Here is an 18,171-nt window from a genome sequence, read left to right as displayed (position 1 = left end):
CTTCTGTCGCGCGGCCCGCCCGCGGTCCACGCGGGGGCCGTTTGGGTGAGTGTCGTACAAGCTCTCTGAAGAGTGCCACACGGTCGCGTGTCGAGGGGACGTCCGGGGGCGGAAGGCTCACGAAAGAGTTACGGAACGGTATCGTGATCGTCAATGTGGCGCCGTGGTGCGGCGTTTCCCGGACCGTCGGCAGGGGGCGGCGGGTGATGCGTGACGCACGACGCCCTTGCAGAACGAGGCGCCCGGGTAGTGTCGGCTGTCGGCAATATCCACACAAAGCCGTGCGGAATATGACCTAAACAACGGCTGCGCAACAGGCGAGAACGCGCTGAACTGTGCAGATGGCACGACGAGTGTGCCGGATGCGCACGCATGCGCGGCTCGGCACCGGAGAAGATCCTCGCAGGGTCGGAGGCGAAGCGGCCGGGCGTCGGGACCGGCGTGAACCGGCTGCCGGGTTCGGCCGTCGAAGGGGAGGGAACGGGGATTCGGCCCGGTCCCTGCGCAGTCGGCCCCGAGGGCGTCAGACCAGACCGTAAGCCGCGGCCGGCCCGTCCCCCACACGCTTGCGCCACAGGCCAGCCCACGACGTGTGAGACAGCACCGAGTACATGACGAACTCTTCGCGGACCCGACATACGCGGTCCCCACAACCCACCGGACGACACGACAAGGCGAGACGCCGTCCCGCCCCGGGCCCCTACAGCGGTCCCATCCCGGTCGTGCGGACCACCGAGTTCGCCCCCGGGCCCCCGATCGTGCGCACGGTCAAGTGGCCCAGTGTCAGCGAGATCGCCTGGAGCATGGCTTCGGACCGCATCGCGATCATCCTGGCCGTGGGGCTCATCGTCATGACGATGCTGGCCGCGGGCCCGCTGCACCCGGTGGACCACTTCCTCAACGACTTCCGGCGCCCCGCCTACGACCTCTTGCGCGAACCGCTCATCTACTCCTTGGACAATCTGGCCTCCCGTTACGTGGCCCTACCGGTCCTCGGGGTGGTCTCGCTCCAGCTGGCCTACTGGCACCGCAGCTGGCGGCCGATCGTGCTCAGCGCGGTCGGTGTCGTGGGCATGATGTCGATGGTCTCGATGATGAAGCTGGCGATCAGCCGCGGGCACGCCAAGTCCTCCGAAGCGGAGTTCTTCTCGGGCGCGGGCAACGTCGCGTTCCCCTCCGGGCACGGCGCCAACGCCATCCTCATCTACGGCCTGGTCCTGTTCCTCATCATCCGGTTCGGGGCGGCGCGGCCGCACGTGATCCGGCGTCTGGCGTACACGATCGTGGTCATCGCCCTGATGCAGTCGACGGTCTCGATCTACCTGCACTTCCACTGGTTCTCCGATCTGGTCACCGGCATGTTCGCCGGCGGACTGGCCCTGCGGTTGACCATCCGGCTGGACCGGATGATCCCGCACGGGCGAACGGTGGAATGGTGGCCCTGGTACGGGCGCCGGCCCGGGGCGGAGGAACAGGCCGCCTGAACTGCGGCGCTCCCCGAAAGGGCGCCCGCCGGAGTGTTCCGGCGGGCGCCCTTTCCGTGGGCCGGACCTGGTGTGAATATACCCCTACCGGGTATACCGGCCCACAGGAAGCGTCCACCGGAGAGGCCGGGGTCCGAGCGTCGGACACACCACGGGGGTGTTCTGGCGCGGGAGGGAGACACCCATGAGCGCAAGCGACCACGGGACACACACGTCCCACGACAGGACCGATCACGGCCACGGGGGCCACGACCACGGTGACCACGCGGCCGTGTTCCGTGTGCGGTTCTGGTGGAGCCTTGCGCTCGCCCTGCCCGTCGTCCTCACCAGCCACATGGTCGCAGGATGGTTCGGCTACGAGGTCCCCGGCGCACTGACCTGGGTGCCGCCGGTCCTGGGTACCGTCGTCTACCTCTACGGCGGCCGGCCCTTCCTCTCCGCGGTCCGCCCCGAGCTCCAGGACCGCAAGCCCGGGATGATGACCCTGGTCGCGATGGCCCTCACCGTCGCCTTCGTCTCCAGCCTGCTCGCGAGCCTCGGGGTCGTCGGCACACAGCTCGACTTCTGGTGGGAGCTGGTCCTGCTCGTGGTCGTCATGCTGCTCGGCCACTGGGTCGAGATGCGGGCGCTCGGACAGGCCTCCGGGGCACTGGAGGCCCTCGCCGCGCTCCTGCCCGACCAGGCCGAACGCCTCGTCGACGGCGGTGAGGTGACCGAGGTGGCCGTCACCGACCTACGGGCGGGCGAGACCGTCCTGGTGCGCTCCGGCGGCCGCGTCCCCGCCGACGGCACCGTCGTCAGCGGGCGAGCCGCCTTCGACGAGTCCATGATCACCGGCGAGTCCACCACCGTGACCCGCAGCGACGGCGACCGGGTCGTGGCCGGCACCGTCGCCACCGACTCCTCCGTGCGTGTGCGCGTCGACGCCGTCGGAGAGGACACCACCCTCGCCGGTATCCAACGCTTGGTCAGTGAGGCCCAGGAGTCGCGTTCACGCTCCCAGGCCCTGGCCGACCGCGCCGCCGCGCTCCTGTTCTGGTTCGCACTGGGCGCAGCCGTCATCACCGCGATCGTGTGGACCGCTCTCGGGGACGCCGGCTCGGCGGTCGAACGCACCGTGACCGTGCTCGTCATCGCCTGCCCCCATGCCCTGGGGCTGGCGATCCCACTGGTCATCGCCATCTCCACGACCATGTCCGCGCGCAACGGGATCCTGGTCAAGGACCGTCTGACGCTCGAACGCACCCGCCTGGCCGACACCGTGCTCTTCGACAAGACGGGGACCCTCACCAAGGGCACCCCCGCCGTCGACGGCACCGCCGCCGTGGCCGGGTACTCCGACGACACCGTCCTTGCCCTGGCCGGGGCGGTCGAGTCCGATTCCGAACATCCGTTGGCCCGGGCCGTGGTCCGTGCCGCCGGCGAGGTGGGCGACGTTCTGCGCGCCGACGGGTTCGAGTCCCTGACCGGGCGCGGGGTCCGTGCCACCGTCGACGGGCGCACCGTGCACGTGGGCGGCCCGTCACTGCTGGACTCTCTCGGCCTCTTCGAGCCCTCCGACCTGGTCGAACGCACCGATGCCTGGCGCTCGCAGGGTTCCACGGTGCTGCACGTGGTCGACGACGGCGCCGTCGTGGGTGCCCTGTCGCTGGCCGACGAGGTGCGGCCGGAGTCGGCCGCCGCGGTCCGGCAGCTCCAGGGCCGAGGGGTGCGGGTCGCCATGGTCACCGGCGACGCCCGCAACGTCGCCGACGCGGTCGCCGCCCGCCTGGGTCTGGACGAGGTCTTCGCCCAGGTCCTGCCCGACCAGAAGGACGCCGCCGTCCGCGACCTGCAGGAACGCGGAAACCGGGTCGCCATGGTCGGCGACGGGGTCAACGACGCCCCCGCGCTGGCCCGTGCCGACGTCGGTATCGCGATCGGCGCCGGCACCGACGTGGCCATCGAGTCCGCGGGGATCGTCCTGGCCTCCGACGACCCGCGCGGGGTCCTCTCGGTCCGCGCCCTCTCGCGGGCCGGTTACCGGAAGATGGTGCAGAACCTGGTGTGGGCGGCCGGGTACAACGTCGTCGCCGTGCCGTTGGCCGCCGGTGCGCTCGCCCCGATCGGTTTTGTGCTCGCTCCCGCCGTCGGCGCGGTGCTCATGAGCCTGTCCACGATCATCGTGGCGCTCAACGCACAACTCCTGCGCCGGGTGGACCTGCGCCCGACCGAGTGACCGGTGCTGCCCGGCGCGAGCCGATGCTCAGCGGGAAGACCATTGCCGCTGCGGGGCGGCCTTTCGCGGCGGGAGGCGCCCCGGCGGCCGGGTCACCGCCCCGCTCGCGTGCGGGACGGTGACCCTCCTGTGTGCGCGGGTGAACGGTGTTTCACGTGAAACACGACCGGGCGCGGGGACCGCTCCGTTCCAAGCAGGCGGTCGAGGCCCGGATCCACCGGTTGCCGCGCAGCTGCGGCTCCAACGAGGCGAGGGTCGCCGCGTACTTGCTGAAGGTGACCTCCCGGAAGCCGTGAGCGTGCAGGCGCCGCTCGGTCGGGGTGAACCCGCCGCGCGTCTTGACCTCCAGCAGCACCACACCGGGGCGCATACGTACCTCGCGCCCGTCGCGGCGTCCCACCAGTTCGGTGTCCAGGGTCAGGCGTTCGGTGCCCGAGAGCGTGACCAGGGTGGTGCGCCGGTAGTCGGTCACGGCACTGGGAGCCAGCATCGGAGGTGTCCCCAGCCCGTACCCGTCCAGGGTCGAGTCCAGGAAGGCACGGGAGGTGCGGGGCAGGACGTGGGCCGGTCCCTCATGAGTGATCCGCGCCTTGTCGGTGATGCCCCGCGCCCCCTTGAGCTTGACCTCGAACAGCCGGGTGCCGGTGTCGACGTAGGTGCGTACGCGGGCCTTGTACCGGCGCCGCCGCCCCTGACGGTGGTCGCGGAAGCTGCCCAGTTCGGGGGTGTCGAAATAGGTGGAGGAGTACCGGAAGGAGTCCCGCCCGCCGATGGCCAGTATCCCCAGGCCCTCACCGGACCCGGCCAGGATTCCGGGCAGGGCCTTTGCCGGTACCAGGTACTTGCGGCAGACCCGGGTGGCCAGGCAAGCGCGGGTGTTGATCTCGTCGAGGGACACCGGGAGGGGGGAGAGGTTCCCGAGAAGGCCGGTACTCATCGGCTGCCCATCCACGCCGGGAGCGAGAAGACCGGGCCCTGGCCGCCCGACGCGGACGCCGGCGCCGGCCGGGGCTCGTGGTGGCGCACGTCCAGGACCATCAGGTCGCGCACGTAGTCGACCTCCTGGACGAGTACGTGCTGGACCCGACCGCGCAGCCGCCGCTCCAGTTCCCGGCGCAGGTCCTCCTCGTCCTCGTGCACCACGTCGAGGGTGAGGACCGTGCGCCGCGAGCGCGACAGCAGGCCCGGATGGTCGGCCACGTACATCACGCCGAGCAGGAGCGCGTCGAACCCGAGCATCGTCCAGGGCGCGGGAGCCGCCACCGCGTTGATCAGGCCGAGGGCGATCGCGGTGAAGTAGTAACCGATCTCGCCCTGGCTGATCGTGTCCGAGCGCAGCCGCAGGATCGAGAGCACGCCGAACAGGCCGAAGCCGACAGCGAGACCGACCTCCTTCGTGGTCAGCATCGCAACGACCGAGAAGATGCCCACGTTCAGAGCCACGTAGGCGAGCACGAGGTCCCGGCGGCCGTGGCGGCGGAAGTAGAGGACGTAGGAGAGGAAGAAGATCGCGGTCAGGTCGACCGCCAAGGCGAACCACATCATGCCGACCATCCTGTGGACCCCGGGTGAGCCGCCCATGAGGTCCACATGAAGGGTCGTTCATCTTCCCCGGGCCGGAGCGCTCACCCGGTCAGGCGGTACCCCATGCCGCGCACGGTGCCGATGCGTTCGGCGCCGACCTTGCGCCGCAGCGCCCGCACGAACACGTCCACCACGTTCGAGCCCGGATCGTGGTCGTAGCCCCACACGTGCGAGAGCATCTGTTGGCGCGAGAGCACCTGCCCCTCGTGCCGCATGAGCAACTCCAGCAACGCGAACTCACGCGCCGTCAGCTCCACGGTCGAACCTTCCACGCAGACGCGGCGTGTGCGCAGGTCCAGGGACAGCCCGCCCGCGTCGAGCACGGTGAGGTCGGCGGTGCGTTCGGTGCGCATACGCAGGCGCACGCGGGCGAGCAGCTCCTCGAACCGGAAGGGTTTGGTGACGTAGTCGTCGGCACCGATCTCCAGGCCCGTCACGGTGTCGTGGACCCCGTCGCGGGCGGTCAGGATCACCACCGGCACGTCCGCCCCCAGCTTCCGGATGCGCCGGAGAACGTCGAAGCCGTCGGTGTCGGGCAGCCCGAGATCGAGCAGTACCAGGTCGAAACCTCCGGTGACGGTGTAATCGACGGCCTCCGCCCCGGTGCCCACCACCGTCGTGGTGAACCCGCTGGCGGTCAGGCCCTTGCGGACGAACGAGGCGATACGTTCCTCGTCCTCCACGATGAGGATCCGGCTCACACGTCCTCCTTCCCGGACGGGGCGTCGGGCACGACCAGGGTGAACGTCGAACCGGCCCCGGGAGCCGACCGCAGGTCCACGCGTCCGTGGTGGGCCTCGGCGATGGCACGCACGATGGCCAGACCGAGGCCCGCGCCGCGTTCGGCCCGCGTGGTGCCGTTCCCGCGTGAGAACCGTTGGAAGACACGGCCGTGCTCGGTGTGTGGGATGCCGGGCCCGTCGTCGGTGACCCAGAACAGCGCGGTGCCCTGGCGGACGGCCGATCCGAGGTGGATCGTGCTCCCGGACCGGGTGTGGTGCACGGCGTTGGCGGCCAGCTGCACCATCGCCTGCGTGATGCGTTGGGGATCCAGGCGCCAGGAGGTGTCGCCGATCGCCTCCAGGTGCCACTCGCGATCGCCCAACCCGCGCACCTTCGCGTCGATGTCGCTGGTCAGTTCCGCCAGCGACACCGTGGACGGGCGGACGAAGTGGGGCTGTTGCGCCTTGGCGAGCAACAGCAGGTCCTCGACGATGCGGCCCATGCGGTCGAGCTCGTCGGTGACCAGCCGCACCACCTCGCGGCGTTCCTCCGGATCGTCGCCCATCAGCTCCAAGTGGCCGCGCACGATCGTGATGGGTGTGCGCAGTTCGTGCCCGGCGTCGTCGACGAACCGTCGCTGCTCGGTGAAGGCGCCCTCCAAGCGGTCCAACATGCTGTTGAACTGCTCGGCGAGCGCGGCGATGTCGTCGCGGCCCCCGGAGACGTCGATACGCCGGGTCAGGTCCTCCTCGGTGATCTGTGCGGCTGCCCGCCGCACCTGCAGCGCCGGAAGGAGGATGCGGCCGGCCACCCACCACGCGGCGGTGGCGGCGCAGGCCAGGCCCAGCAGGCTCACCAGCATGACGGTGAACATGGTGGAGGCGACGGCCTCGCGGTCCTCGGCGGTGAAGTAGCCGATGACGAACCAGCCCGCGGAGCCGTCCCGGCCGTCGGGGAGCCGCACTCGGATCTTCTCCCACTGGACCGGGCCCTCCTCGGTCTCGAGGGTGCCGCGGGCGTCGGGGGAATCCAGGATCTGCCCGGCCGCCTCCGGGTCGGCCGACAGGTCCAGCCGGGGTTCGGCGCCCTGCCGGAGCCGCCCGGAGTCGGTCCCGGACCCCGGGGCGCTGCCGCCGCCCGGGACCGCGGAGGCCTCGTCCACCCAGCCGAAGAGGATCTCGTGGTCGGCGGGGTACTGGTGTGCCAGGTGCACCCGGATGAGTTCGCCGACGTCGGTGAAGGGCTCACCGGTACCCGGGTCCACACCGACCGCCGCGAACTCCTGGAACTCGCCGATCTCCTGGGACAGCGACTGGTCGACCTGTTCATCGTCACGGGCCGTCAGAGCGCTCCAGGTGATGAGGTTGACCAATACCAGGACGAACCCCATGAGGGAGGCCACCCACACGGTGATGACGAGCCTGGCCGGGACCCGCCGGTGTCGGGGAGGCTCGGGCATCGGCTCGCGCATGAGGACCGTCGGGTACAGCAGAGTGTGTCCTGAAGCCCGGTCGGGCGTGGCAGCGGGGTGTGCGCCGAGGTCCTGGGTGGTGTCATCGGGCCCGCGGGGTCCCTCAGTCGTCATCGTCGTCCCCGTCGCAGTCGTCGTCCCCGTCCCCATCGTCGTCCTCGTCCCCGTCGTGGTCCTCGTCGTCCTCGTCGCAGGCGACCTCGCCGGGGGTGTTCGGGGCCGGCGTGGGACCCGGCCCGGCCTCGGGCGCCTCAGCCTCCTCCTCGTCGTGCACCCCGTCGCCGTCGCGGTCCACGACCGGGGGCGGGGGCGTCACGGTGTCCTCTCCCGAGGGCGGGGCCGGTGCGGTGTCCGGGGACTCGCCGACCACGACCTCAGCCGGCGGGGGGACCCGGGCCTCCCCGCTCCACAGGACCCACACCAGGGCCCCGGCGGCCAGCGCGGCCAGGGCACCGGCGACGGCGAGGACGAACGGAGATCTCATGGCCTGAATTCTCCCGGACGAAGACACGCACAGGATGAAACGCACATGAAGAACGCTTCATCTTCGCCGGGGGTCACCGGGACAGGACGGCCTCCGGTTCGGCCGGCCGCGGTTCGGGAGCGTCGCCCACCGTGAGCAGGCGGATCCCGAAGGCGGCACCGAGCCCGCACACCACGGCGACGGCGATGCCGAACCACCCGCCCGCGTAGGTCTCACCCATGAACACGACCCCGACCACGGACGCTGCGACCGGGTTGACCAGGGTCGTGATGCCGAGCGGAGCACCCAGGTCCATCCCCTGGTAGGCGCCCTGGGCCAGGAACAGGCCGGAGACCGCGATGACCGCGGTGGCCGGGAGTGACGGGTCGATGAGCCCGGCAGTGCCCTCCTGCGTGAGCACCAGGACCGCAGTCTTGGCGGTGGCGGCGGAGACCCCGAAGGCCACCCCCGCCGCGGCCGAGAGCAGGTAACAGCGCCAGGCCGCGGACACGAACCGGTGCGCCACCCACGCACCGACCAGCAGGAAAGCCACGGCGCCCGCCGACAGAGCCACCGTGTCGGCCGGTTCGAGGAGGCCGCCTCCCCCGGAGGTGACCGTCACCGCGAGCAGTGCCCCCAGGGCCAGCACCGTGAGTCCCGCCCCGCGCCACTCGCGGCGGGTGACCCGGCGTCCGCCCAGCCTCGCCGACCACGGGATGCCGATGACCAGGGTCAGTACACCCAGTGGTTGCACCACGGTCAGCGGCGCGAAGGCCACCGACGCGACCTGGAAGACCGCGCGTCCCGCGTTGAAGACGACGGAGATCCACCACAGCGGATGCCGCAGCAACGCCGCCATCCGACCCTCACCCAGACCGGTGAGGCGGACGGCGAGCCTGCGCTGCGCCACGGCCGCCGCCGCGTAGGACACACAGGACAGAACACCGAGAAAGACACCGATCCACATCGCCCAAGCCATATCCGGTGGGAGGCACCGCCAGGACCGCCGGGTTCGCTCCGAGGGCCACTCGTCACCGGATCGGTACACGCCTCACCCGGGCCCAGGAGACGGGGCCGCTCGACTGTGTGGGGGGTCGGGGCTCGGCCCCTCGTGTGGCTGAGCATCCGGGTTTCTTGTGGCCGGGAAGACCTGGCACCGTGCACCTGCGCTGGGGTTCGGCTCTTCGCGGGGTTGGGCGGGTGCGTTCCCACTGTGGATGGTCGGGTATCCAGTGGGTGCCCGGGCCACCGTGGCCACGACCCAGGAGGGAGGCGCGGAATGGGCGGATTCGTCATGAACGCGCGTGAGAACTTGGTGCAGCAGGCGTTGGAGGGACTGGAGGTGTCCGACGGCGATCTGGTCCGCCTCAACCGCGACCCGGCCTTCGTCACCCGGGCCGGTCCCGCGCGGGACAAGGTCGCGGTGGTCTCCGGCGGCGGTTCGGGACACGAACCACTGCACACCGGGTTCGTGGGCCGGGGCATGCTCGACGCGGCCGTGCCCGGGGACGTCTTCGCCAGCCCCACGGCGCTCCAGGTGCGGGGCGCCATCGAGGCCGCCGACACCGGGCGGGGCACCGTCCTGGTCGTGAAGAACTACACCGGCGACGTGCTCAACTTCTCCATCGCCGCCGACCTGCTCTCGAAGACACACACCGTGGAGACCGTGCTGGTCGACGACGACCTCGCCACCAGCAGCGAGGACGAGGGCGGGCCGGGACGGCGCGGTACCGCAGCGGTCGTCGTCACGGAGAAGATCTGCGGCGCCGCCGCCGAGGCGGGCGCGCCCGTCGACCGGGTCCGTGACCTGGGCCGGAAGGTCGTCTCGCGCTCGGCGACCCTCGGAATGTCGTTCCGGGCTCCCACCAACCCGCTCACCGGGCTGCGTTCCTTCGAACTGGAGGAGGGCGAGATCGAGTTCGGTGTCGGTATCCACGGCGAACGCGGCATCGAGACCCGCCGTCCCTCCGGTGAGGCCGCCGACCTCGTGGAGAGCCTGGCATCGCCGCTGGTGGAGGCCCTCGGGCCCGACCGCGGGGCCCCGGTCCTGGCGGTCGTCAACGGGCTCGGCGCCACTCACGGCCTCGAACTGTCGGTGGCCGCGCTCGAGCTCCGCCGCTTCCTGGAGGGCAAGGGCCTGCGGTTGGAGCGCACCCTGGTCGGCCCCTACGTGACCTCGCTCGACATGAAGGGTTTCTCCATCACACTCACCGCCCTCGACGACGAGCTGGCCGAACTCTGGGACGCGCCGGTGCACACACCGGCCCTGCGCTGACTCCACGGACGGAAAGAGGCAACCCCATGAACGACACAGGTGACACGGCCCGGCTGAGCGGACCCGACACGAGAGCGTGGCTCCTCGCCTTCGCCGACCGGATCTCCCGGGGCGCCGACGACCTCACCGACCTCGACCGCAGGGCCGGCGACGGCGACTTCGGCTGGAACATCGACACGTCCCTCGGCCGGGCGCGCTCGGCCCTGCAGGACATCGATGCCGGCCATCCGGCCGAGGTCTTCCGGACGGTCTCCGACGCCTTCCTCGCCTCCGGCGGTACCAGCGGCCCCCTGTTCGGGCTCTGGTTCGGCCGGGTGGCACACGGGCCCGAGGAACCCTGGACCGTCGCCGACCTGGCGACGGCGTTCGACACCGCCACGGCCGCGGTCCAACGGCTCGGTGGCGCGCAGGTCGGCCAGAAGACCATGGTCGATGCGATGGCCCCGGCTGTGCAGGCCCTCGCCGGGACCGCGCAGCCGGGGTGGCGCGAGGCACTCGGGGAGGCGGCCGGGGCCGCATCCGCGGGGGCCGACTCCACCGGCGGGATGGTCGCCCGCAAGGGCCGTGCCAGCTACCTTGGCGAACGTGCCGCCGACGTGGTCGACCCCGGGGCCCTGTCCATCGCCTGGTTCTTCGCGAGCGCCGCCGACGTGTGACCCGGGCGCGCCGAACTCGGCTGGACGGATGGCCGACCGGCCGATCCGTGTCCGGGGCCGTCCGCGGGATCCTGGCCTCCGGCCCCGAAACACCGGAGGAGACCCAGATGTCGGTACCGGACGCCCGGACACGGAGAGGACGTGTGCTCGCGCCCGACCTCGCGCGCGGGTTCATGCTGTTGCTCATCGCCATGGCCTACGCCGGGGTGTACGTCGGTGCCGGGTTCGGCACCGACGTCTCGGGGGAGGGCTTCCTCGACCGGTCCGCCTCCGTGGTGACCCATCTGCTGCTCGACAACCGCGCCTTCCCGATGTTCGCGATCCTTTTCGGGTACGGGATGGCGTGGATGGTGATCCGCCGGACCGAACGCGGTACCGACGACCGTGAGATCCGCCGCTTGCTGCGCCGCCGCGGATGGTTCCTGCTGCTCTTCGGCTTCGTGCACGCCCTGTTCGTCTTCCCCGGGGAGATCCTCACCTCCTACGGTCTGGCCGCTCTGGTCATCGGGTGGCTGCTGTTGCGCTCGAACCGGGCGATCGTGCGCGCCGCCGTGGTCTTCACGGTCTTCTACGCGGTCACCGTGCCCCTCGGCATGATCGGGACGCAGGCCGCGATGCAGGTGGAGAGCGCTGAGGCCTCTTTCGCCGTCCCCGGTTACCTCACCGCGCAGGACTGGGTGGAGCGGCTCTTCGGCCTGCCCATCGGTCCGGTGTTCCTGGCCGTGACCTACCCGCTGTTCCTCCTGGTCGTGATCGGGTTCCGGGCCGGTCGTGCCCGCATCCTCGACGATCCGCGGGCGCACCGCCCGCTGTTGGTCCGTGTCGCCGTCGCGGGCACCGCGGTGTCGGTGGCGGGGGCGCTGCCCTCCGCCCTCATGGCGCTCGGCGTCCTGGAACCCGGCGTGGTCGAGGGCGGCCTGCTGCTCGGCCTGCAAGTGCTGACCGGGGTGTTCGGCGGTGCCGGGTACGCGGCCGCGTTCACCCTGCTCGCGATCTTCCTGGAGAGCCGTAAGGGTCCTCTCACCCGGGCGATCGCCGCGATGGGGCAGCGTTCGTTGACGTTCTACATCCTGAATTCGGTGTTGGTCGCTGTGGTCCTGCAGCCCGACCTCGTGGGGCTCGGGGCCACTCTGGGCGGGTTCGGGGCCCTGGTGACGGCGGTTCTGGTCTGGGGCGTGTCCCTGGCTCTGGCCACCTGGCTGGACCGGTCCGGGCGTCCCGGGCCGTTGGATGCCCTCATGCGCAGGTGTGTGTACGCGGGCCGCACGCGCGCGGGCGGGTGAGGCCGGTGCGAACCGGTCGGGTGCCGTGCCCGCGGGCGGCACGGCACCCGGTTCCGGCGAGGGGACGTTCGTCCCCGGTTCCCGGACCCGGGGCGCGCGGAAGCCGTCTCCGGGGCACAATGGAGCATATGGCTACCCCCATGTCGTCCCCTGCAAGGACCTCCGCCAGATTCTCCCCCCGATCCGCCCTGATCGCCGTGGCCACCGCTGGTGTCCTCGCGGTCGGTACGGCCCTGGTGCCCGCACCCGCCACCGCCGCACCGCCGGCCCCGGCCGAGACCGTCATCACCGAGGACCTGCGTTCCGGTGACAGCGGTGCCCAGGTCACCGCGCTCCAGGAGCGCCTGTTCGAACTGGGTTACTGGGTCGGCGGTGTCGACGGTGAATTCGGTCTGCACACCGAGCACGCCGTGACCGCTCTCCAGAAGGCCGCCGGTATCGCCCGCGACGGCATCGTCGGCCCCGACACCCGCGAGGCGCTCGACGACGGAGCGGTGCCCTCGGCGACCACGTCCGAGGGCTCGGTCGTGGAGATCGACCTCGACAACCAGCTGCTCCTGGTCGTCTCCGACGGCGAGGTGCAGTCGACCATCCACACCTCCACCGGTTCCGGTGAGCCCTACGAGGGCGATGACGGCAGCGAGCGCATCGCCACCACGCCCACCGGCACCTACCAGGTCTTCCGTGAGGTCGACTCCTGGGACCCGGGCCCCTACGGCGCGCTGTACAAGCCCAAGTACTTCAACGGCGGCATCGCGGTGCACGGTTACCCGAGCGTGCCCGCCCAACCCGCCTCCAAGGGCTGTGCCCGGGTGAGTCTGGGCGCGATGGACTGGCTCTGGGACAGCGGACACCTGGACGTCCACACCACCGTCGTCGTGCACTGACCCGCACCGACACACAGACGCAGGACCGGCCGGGGCCGGGGGTGAGTACGCCCCCGGCCCCGGCCGTGTACGGGGGTCGGGCAGGATGGGCCCGTCGGGCGGAGCGGCCGCCCGGGGAAGAGGAGTGCCGTTGCCGTTCCGTATCGCGACCCGGCCCGGGCGGGCCGACCGGGACAACGAGGACTTCGCGGCCGCCACCGACCGCACCGCCGTCGTGCTCGACGGCGTGAGCGCGCAGCCCGGAAACGGGTGTGTGCACGGTGTGGCCTGGTACACCCGCCGGCTCGGAGGGTTGCTGCTGGCCGGGGCCGACTCCGGCGCCCCGCTGCGCACCGCCCTGGCCGAGGCGATCGGTGCGGCCTCCTCCCTGCACGCCGCCACCTGCGACCTCGCTCTGCAGGAGACCCCTTCGGCCACCGTGGTCGTGGCCCGGGTATCGGGCGCGCACCTGGAGTACTTGGTGCTCTCGGACTCGGTGCTGGTCGTGCCCGGTCGGGCGGGTGCCCGCTTGTTCGCCGAGACCCGCCTGGAGGAACTGCGCGCCGAACTGGCCCGGGTCCCTCACGAGAGCGTTCCGGACACCCCGGAACGTGATGAGGAGGAGCGCCGTCGCCGTGATGCCCTGCGCGCCCGACGCAACGTCGACGGCGGGTTCTGGACGGCCGGTGCCGACCCCCGCGCGGCAGATGCAGCCCTGGTCGGGGCGATACCGCTGGAGGGGGTGCGCGGGTGGGTGGCGATGACCGACGGGGCCTCACGCGCTGTCGACGTGTTCGGCGTCCACGACTGGTCGTCCGCGGCGGAACTGGTGCTGGATCGCGGACCGCTCGCCCTGATCGAGCAGGTCAGGGGGTCGGAGGAGGCCGATGCGGACGGGCATGTTTTCCCGCGGGGCAAGAGCAGCGACGACGCGACCGTTCTGACCTGGACCCCGGATTTTGGTCAAGACTGAAACTCGTGTTCCGGTCGGGCATTTATCGCTCTCTGACAACCTGATCCACAGGAGGCCCGTCCTAGGCAGACAGCAGGGAGGGATCACAGTCCCTCGGGCGTTTCTCCCGGTGACCGCGTCCTCGCAACGAGGTCGGGGCCGACATCGAACGTGAATTCCTCACGTTCTCCTTCCCCTTACGGGGCCGGGTTCCCGCACACCGAGGATCGTAAGCTTTCGCGGGTCGGTATCGTCCGGTAGATTTCCCACAAGGCGAACAGTCGGGGATCTTCTTCACCCCGCTCGGTCCACCCCGCTCCAGGCGATCCTCTCGCCCCAGCGCCCCCGCCCGAACACGGTCGGAGGTGCCACCGAAACCCGAAGTAGTTTCGTGAAGGGAGCTTTTCCTTTGTCCGTCACGGGCGTCCTCGAACCGACAGGACCGAACCGTTCCCTGGCCGGCGGGGCCCGCGCCGATCCCCTGCACGCACGCACCCCCGCCGAGTTCACGCGGAGCATGCGGCGCTGCCTCATCCGGATCGGCGGCCTCTCCTACCAGGAACTCGAGTACCGCAGCGGGGGCACGGTGAACGCCCGCGCCTTCCGTGAGGCGCTCGAGAGCGACCACCTGCCCCGCTACGTCATGCTGCTCGCCTTCGTCACCGCCTGTGTCGGCGAGAACGAGACCGAGTGCCAGCGCTGGATCGCCGCCTGGCGCGCCCTGCGCCACGAGACCGACGACCAGTTCTTCGCGGGCTGACCGACCGAAGGCACGAGCGGACTCAGCCCGATACGGCACGGCCCGCGTAGTCGGGGACCTCTTCCACCTCGGCGGCGAGCGAGGCGGCCACGTCCTCGGGGAACACGACCGCGCGCCCCTGCTGCCGGTCCACGTGGAGCGCCATGATCTCCTCGGTGGCCACCAGCGCACCGCCCACCCGCATCTCGTGGCACAGCCGCAGTTTCTTGCTCCCCGCTCCCACGACCCGGGTCAGGACCCGCAGATCGGCGTCCTCACGCACCTCGTCGAGGTAGCGCACGTGAGCCTCCACCGTGTACAGCGAGCGCCCGGAGGTCCTGCGGTACTCGGCGCCCATCCCCACGTGGTCCATGAGTGCGTCCGTGGCGTAACCGAAAACGAACACGTAGCCGCCCTCGGTGAGGTGGCCGTTGTAGTCGATCCACTCCGGGCGCACCCGTTCGGTCAGTGACGTACCCATACCGGCTTCTCCTCGTGCTCGGCGGCTTCTTCACGCTCGACCTCCTCCAGCGCCCGCATGATCGCGATCATGCGACGGTCGCGCTGGGCGATGAGCTCTGCTGTGGATCGGCCGTCCACGACCTCGTCGGTGCCCGCGACCATCCGGTCCCGCAGTTCCGCGGTGAGCTCGGGCGCCTCCAGACGGGTCCACGGTGCCTTGAGGGAGGGGCCGAAATGGTCGAGCATGTGCGCCATGCCTCCCTCGCCGCCGGCCAGGTGGAAGGTGGTGCACGGACCGTGGAAGGCCCAGCGCAACCCCGGACCGTCGGTCATGGCCTGGTCGATCTGGGCCACGGTCGCCTCGCCCTCGGCGACCATGTGCAGGGCCTCGCGCCAGGCGGCCTCCTGGATCCGGTTGCCGATGAACCCGGGCAGTTCCCGGTCCATGGTGATCACGGACTTGCCGGCCAGGCGGTAGAACTCCGAGGCCCAGTCCACGGCCCACCGCCGGCTCTTCTCACCGCCCACGACCTCGACCAGTGGCACGAGGTAGGGCGGATTGAAGGGGTGCCCGACCACCAGACGGCCCGGGTCGGCCGCCTTGGCCTGCATTTCGGACATGCTGTACCCGGACGTGGAGGAGCCCACCACGACACCTTCGGGAAGGGCCGCGTCGATCTCCGCCAGCAGGTCGGACTTGAGGTCCAGGCGCTCGGGCGCGCTCTCCTGGACGAAGTCGGCGTCGGCGACCGCCTCGGCCAACGTCGGGGCCACGCGCAGGTGGTCCATGGAGGCACCCTCGGCCAGGCCGAGCCTCTGCAACGCCGGCCAGGCGGAGGCCACCAGTGAGCGCAGTTTCTCCTCGGCGTCGGGGGCGGGATCCCAAGCCACCACCTGGTAACCGCGGCCCAGGAAGTGGGCGACCCAGCCCCCACCGATCACCCCGGCGCCGATACAGGCGACCGTGCGTACGGACTCGGGTGGGGTCTTGGCGTGTGTCATGTCGGGCCTCTCGTGTGCTTCGGTCGGCTCAGGCGTTCAGGCTGCGCAGGTTCAGCTGCTTGCGCGCCTCGTCCGGGGTGGCCACACGCGCGCCGAGCTGCTCGATGAGGTTCACGGCCTTCTCCGTGAGTTGGCCGTTCGTGGCCTTCACGCCCTTGCGCAGGTAGAGGTTGTCCTCCAGGCCCACACGGGCGTGGCCGCCCATGAGCACCGACTGCGCCACCCACGGCATCTGCTTGCGGCCGATGGAGAAGCTGGCCCACTGGGCGCCCTCCGGGAGCATGTTCACCATCGACTGCAGCACCGCCGGGTCGGACGGGGCGCCGTAGGGGATACCGGTGCACAGCTGGAACAGCGAGGGGTCGTCGATGAGGCCCTCGGCGTGCATCTGCTTGGCGAACCGGAGCTGGCCGGTGTCGAAGATCTCCAGCTCGGGGCGCACACCCAGCTCCTGGATCCGCTTCGCGCCGGCACGGAGCATGTCGGGGGTGGAGATGTAGACGCTGCTGCCGTCGCCGAAGTTGATGCTGCCGCAGTCGAGGGTGCAGATGTCGGGCAGGATCTGCTCGACGTGCGGGAGGCGGTCGAGCCCGTTGACCAGGTCGGTGCCCTCCTCGAACTTCAGCGGGTCCTCCTGGCCGATGACCAGGTCGCCGCCCATGCCCGCGGTCAGGTTGACGACCACGTCGACGCCGGTCTGGCGGATGCGGTCGACGACCTCGCAGTAGAGGGCGTTCTCGCGCGAGGGCGCGCCCGTCTCGGGGTCGCGCACGTGGATGTGCACCACGCTCGCCCCGGCCTCGGCCGCCTCGACCGCCGAAGCGGCGATCTGCGCGGGGGTCACCGGCACGTGTTCGCTGCGGCCCACGGTGTCACCGGCCCCGGTCAGGGCCGTGGTGAGGATGACGTTGTTGTTCATGGTGTCGCTCACGACGGGTCTCGCCTTTCTCTGCGGCGTTGGGGATCGCGCCCGGGCGGGGTCGCCGCCGGGGCTCGGTACTGAAGGGGTGCTACACGTGCTTCAGGACGTCGCGTTCGATGAGCTCGTGGAGGGTGCGTCGCATGTGGTCGACGGAACGGCCGGGCATACCGGTCATGACCTGGATGCCCATGCCGTCGATGAGCGCGGTCAGCCTCTTGGTCATCTCCTCGACGTCGAAGTCGGCGAAGACCCCGCTCCCGCGTCCCTCGGCGAGGGTGCGCGCGATGGTCTCGTGCCAACGCCGGTAGGAGTCCGCGTGGATCTCGCGCATGTTCGGATCGAGCGCCGCTGAGGTCCACACCTGCATCCAGATCGACCACTCCAGCCGCAGCCGCTCGGAGTCCGGGAGCTGGAGCTCGATCAGGTTGAGCAGGCGTTCGTGGATGTCCTCGATCTCGTGCAGCCCGGCGACCTGGCGGTCGAAGGCCTGCTTGACCGAGTAGCGCAACGCGTCCTCGAGCAGGTGGTTCAGGGTGGGGAAGTGGTAGTGGACGGCCGCGTTGGAGGTCCCGCACGCCCGCGCCACGTGGGCCACCCGTACCGAGTGGAACCCGTGCTCGGCGATGAGGGTCCACGCGGCGTCGATGATCTGCAGCCTTCGGTTGTGTTCCTTTGCTGCCAGCGGGCGGTCGGCCGGGATCGCCGGCGGGGGAGCCACCGCGGAGTCCCGTGGGGCCGCTGCCACCGTGACGGCGTCGTCGTCGCCGTTGAGAAGCCAGTTGACGGTCACACCGGCCTCGGTCGCAATGCCCGCCAGTTCCTCCGGGGCGAATCGCCGCCTGCCCGTCAGGGACTTGGACAGTTTGGTGGGGTCGATGCCGAGCCGGTCCGCGAACCCCCGTTGGGAGAACCCCGACCGGTGGATCGCCTCACGGGCCCTGTCGCGCACATCGTCGGTTGCTTCGCCGTTCACGGCAGAGAACGTAGCAGCACCGTAGCGATTATCGCAATGCGAAGATGTATGTCGCTTCGTTATCAAGCGGAGTGTTGCAGGGGGTTCTGCCGTGGCCC

General features: G+C 70.7%; 18 protein-coding genes. 8 read left to right on the top strand and 10 right to left on the bottom strand.

Features of this window, described 5'->3' with window-relative positions; translation table 11 throughout:
• The first annotated feature begins 722 nt into the window (after positions 1 to 722).
• Positions 723 to 1,484, top strand: a complete 762-nt coding sequence (locus D473_RS0112250; protein ID WP_017609362.1) for a phosphatase PAP2 family protein — start codon at positions 723 to 725, stop codon at positions 1,482 to 1,484.
• A gap of 184 nt (positions 1,485 to 1,668) precedes the next feature.
• Positions 1,669 to 3,702, top strand: coding sequence for a heavy metal translocating P-type ATPase (locus D473_RS0112245; protein WP_017609361.1), 2,034 nt, complete (start codon positions 1,669 to 1,671; stop codon positions 3,700 to 3,702).
• A gap of 151 nt (positions 3,703 to 3,853) precedes the next feature.
• On the opposite strand, the gene D473_RS0112240 is transcribed toward D473_RS0112245, so the two are convergent.
• The 6 genes from D473_RS0112240 to D473_RS0112215 form a co-directional block, all read right to left on the bottom strand.
• Positions 3,854 to 4,639: a polyphosphate polymerase domain-containing protein gene (locus D473_RS0112240; protein ID WP_017609360.1), complete on the bottom strand. Its 786-nt coding sequence runs from the start codon at positions 4,637 to 4,639 to the stop codon at positions 3,854 to 3,856.
• Positions 4,636 to 5,247: a DUF4956 domain-containing protein gene (locus D473_RS0112235; protein ID WP_026126879.1), complete on the bottom strand. Its 612-nt coding sequence runs from the start codon at positions 5,245 to 5,247 to the stop codon at positions 4,636 to 4,638. The genes D473_RS0112240 and D473_RS0112235 overlap by 4 nt, the downstream gene beginning before the upstream one ends.
• An 80-nt stretch (positions 5,248 to 5,327) precedes the next feature.
• Positions 5,328 to 5,987 (bottom strand): response regulator transcription factor, encoded by a 660-nt coding sequence (locus D473_RS0112230; protein WP_017609358.1) that lies wholly within the window; start codon positions 5,985 to 5,987, stop codon positions 5,328 to 5,330.
• Positions 5,984 to 7,594 (bottom strand): HAMP domain-containing sensor histidine kinase, encoded by a 1,611-nt coding sequence (locus D473_RS0112225; RefSeq protein WP_017609357.1) that lies wholly within the window; start codon positions 7,592 to 7,594, stop codon positions 5,984 to 5,986. The genes D473_RS0112230 and D473_RS0112225 overlap by 4 nt, the downstream gene beginning before the upstream one ends.
• Complete coding sequence (locus D473_RS0112220; RefSeq protein WP_017609356.1) at positions 7,584 to 7,964, bottom strand: hypothetical protein; 381 nt, start codon at positions 7,962 to 7,964, stop codon at positions 7,584 to 7,586. The genes D473_RS0112225 and D473_RS0112220 overlap by 11 nt, the downstream gene beginning before the upstream one ends.
• 73 nt (positions 7,965 to 8,037) lie before the next feature.
• Positions 8,038 to 8,922, bottom strand: coding sequence for a DMT family transporter (locus D473_RS0112215; protein WP_017609355.1), 885 nt, complete (start codon positions 8,920 to 8,922; stop codon positions 8,038 to 8,040).
• 300 nt (positions 8,923 to 9,222) lie between these two features.
• Here D473_RS0112215 and D473_RS0112210 point away from each other — a divergent pair, with 300 nt between their 5' ends.
• The 6 genes from D473_RS0112210 (at position 9,223) to D473_RS0112185 (ending at position 14,735) form a co-directional block, all read left to right on the top strand.
• Positions 9,223 to 10,218 (top strand): dihydroxyacetone kinase subunit DhaK, encoded by a 996-nt coding sequence (locus tag D473_RS0112210; RefSeq protein ID WP_017609354.1) that lies wholly within the window; start codon positions 9,223 to 9,225, stop codon positions 10,216 to 10,218.
• 26 nt (positions 10,219 to 10,244) lie between these two features.
• Entirely contained in the window at positions 10,245 to 10,874 is a 630-nt protein-coding gene (gene dhaL / locus D473_RS0112205) for a dihydroxyacetone kinase subunit DhaL (RefSeq protein ID WP_017609353.1), read from the top strand.
• Positions 10,875 to 10,981: 107 nt separating this feature from the next.
• Complete coding sequence (locus D473_RS0112200; RefSeq protein ID WP_026126878.1) at positions 10,982 to 12,157, top strand: DUF418 domain-containing protein; 1,176 nt, start codon at positions 10,982 to 10,984, stop codon at positions 12,155 to 12,157.
• 140 nt (positions 12,158 to 12,297) lie between these two features.
• A complete protein-coding gene (locus D473_RS0112195) occupies positions 12,298 to 13,044 on the top strand; it encodes a L,D-transpeptidase family protein (protein WP_017609351.1) in 747 nt (248 codons plus the stop codon).
• Positions 13,045 to 13,174: 130 nt separating this feature from the next.
• A complete protein-coding gene (locus tag D473_RS0112190) occupies positions 13,175 to 13,996 on the top strand; it encodes a protein phosphatase 2C domain-containing protein (protein ID WP_026126877.1) in 822 nt (273 codons plus the stop codon).
• Between the two features lie 388 nt (positions 13,997 to 14,384).
• On the top strand, positions 14,385 to 14,735 hold the full coding sequence (locus tag D473_RS0112185; RefSeq protein WP_017609349.1) for a hypothetical protein: 351 nt from the start codon (positions 14,385 to 14,387) through the stop codon (positions 14,733 to 14,735).
• A gap of 22 nt (positions 14,736 to 14,757) precedes the next feature.
• Here D473_RS0112185 and D473_RS0112180 read toward each other — a convergent pair whose 3' ends face one another.
• From D473_RS0112180 to D473_RS0112165, 4 genes are all read right to left on the bottom strand, one after another.
• Positions 14,758 to 15,195 carry a thioesterase family protein gene (locus tag D473_RS0112180; RefSeq protein WP_017609348.1) on the bottom strand — a complete coding sequence of 146 codons (438 nt, stop codon included), beginning with the start codon at positions 15,193 to 15,195 and terminating at the stop codon, positions 14,758 to 14,760.
• Positions 15,180 to 16,178: a 3-hydroxyacyl-CoA dehydrogenase NAD-binding domain-containing protein gene (locus D473_RS0112175; RefSeq protein ID WP_017609347.1), complete on the bottom strand. Its 999-nt coding sequence runs from the start codon at positions 16,176 to 16,178 to the stop codon at positions 15,180 to 15,182. The genes D473_RS0112180 and D473_RS0112175 overlap by 16 nt, the downstream gene beginning before the upstream one ends.
• 28 nt (positions 16,179 to 16,206) lie before the next feature.
• Positions 16,207 to 17,109, bottom strand: a complete 903-nt coding sequence (locus D473_RS0112170) for a BKACE family enzyme (RefSeq protein WP_017609346.1) — start codon at positions 17,107 to 17,109, stop codon at positions 16,207 to 16,209.
• Positions 17,110 to 17,188: 79 nt separating this feature from the next.
• The gene (locus tag D473_RS0112165) at positions 17,189 to 18,073 is read right to left on the bottom strand and encodes a TetR/AcrR family transcriptional regulator (protein WP_017609345.1); all 885 of its coding nucleotides are present in this window, start codon (positions 18,071 to 18,073) and stop codon (positions 17,189 to 17,191) included.
• Positions 18,074 to 18,171 lie beyond the last annotated feature (98 nt).

The organism is Nocardiopsis xinjiangensis YIM 90004, from assembly GCF_000341145.1.
GTDB lineage: Bacteria > Actinomycetota > Actinomycetes > Streptosporangiales > Streptosporangiaceae > Nocardiopsis > Nocardiopsis xinjiangensis.
This window is presented reverse-complemented; position numbering and strand designations above follow the sequence as displayed.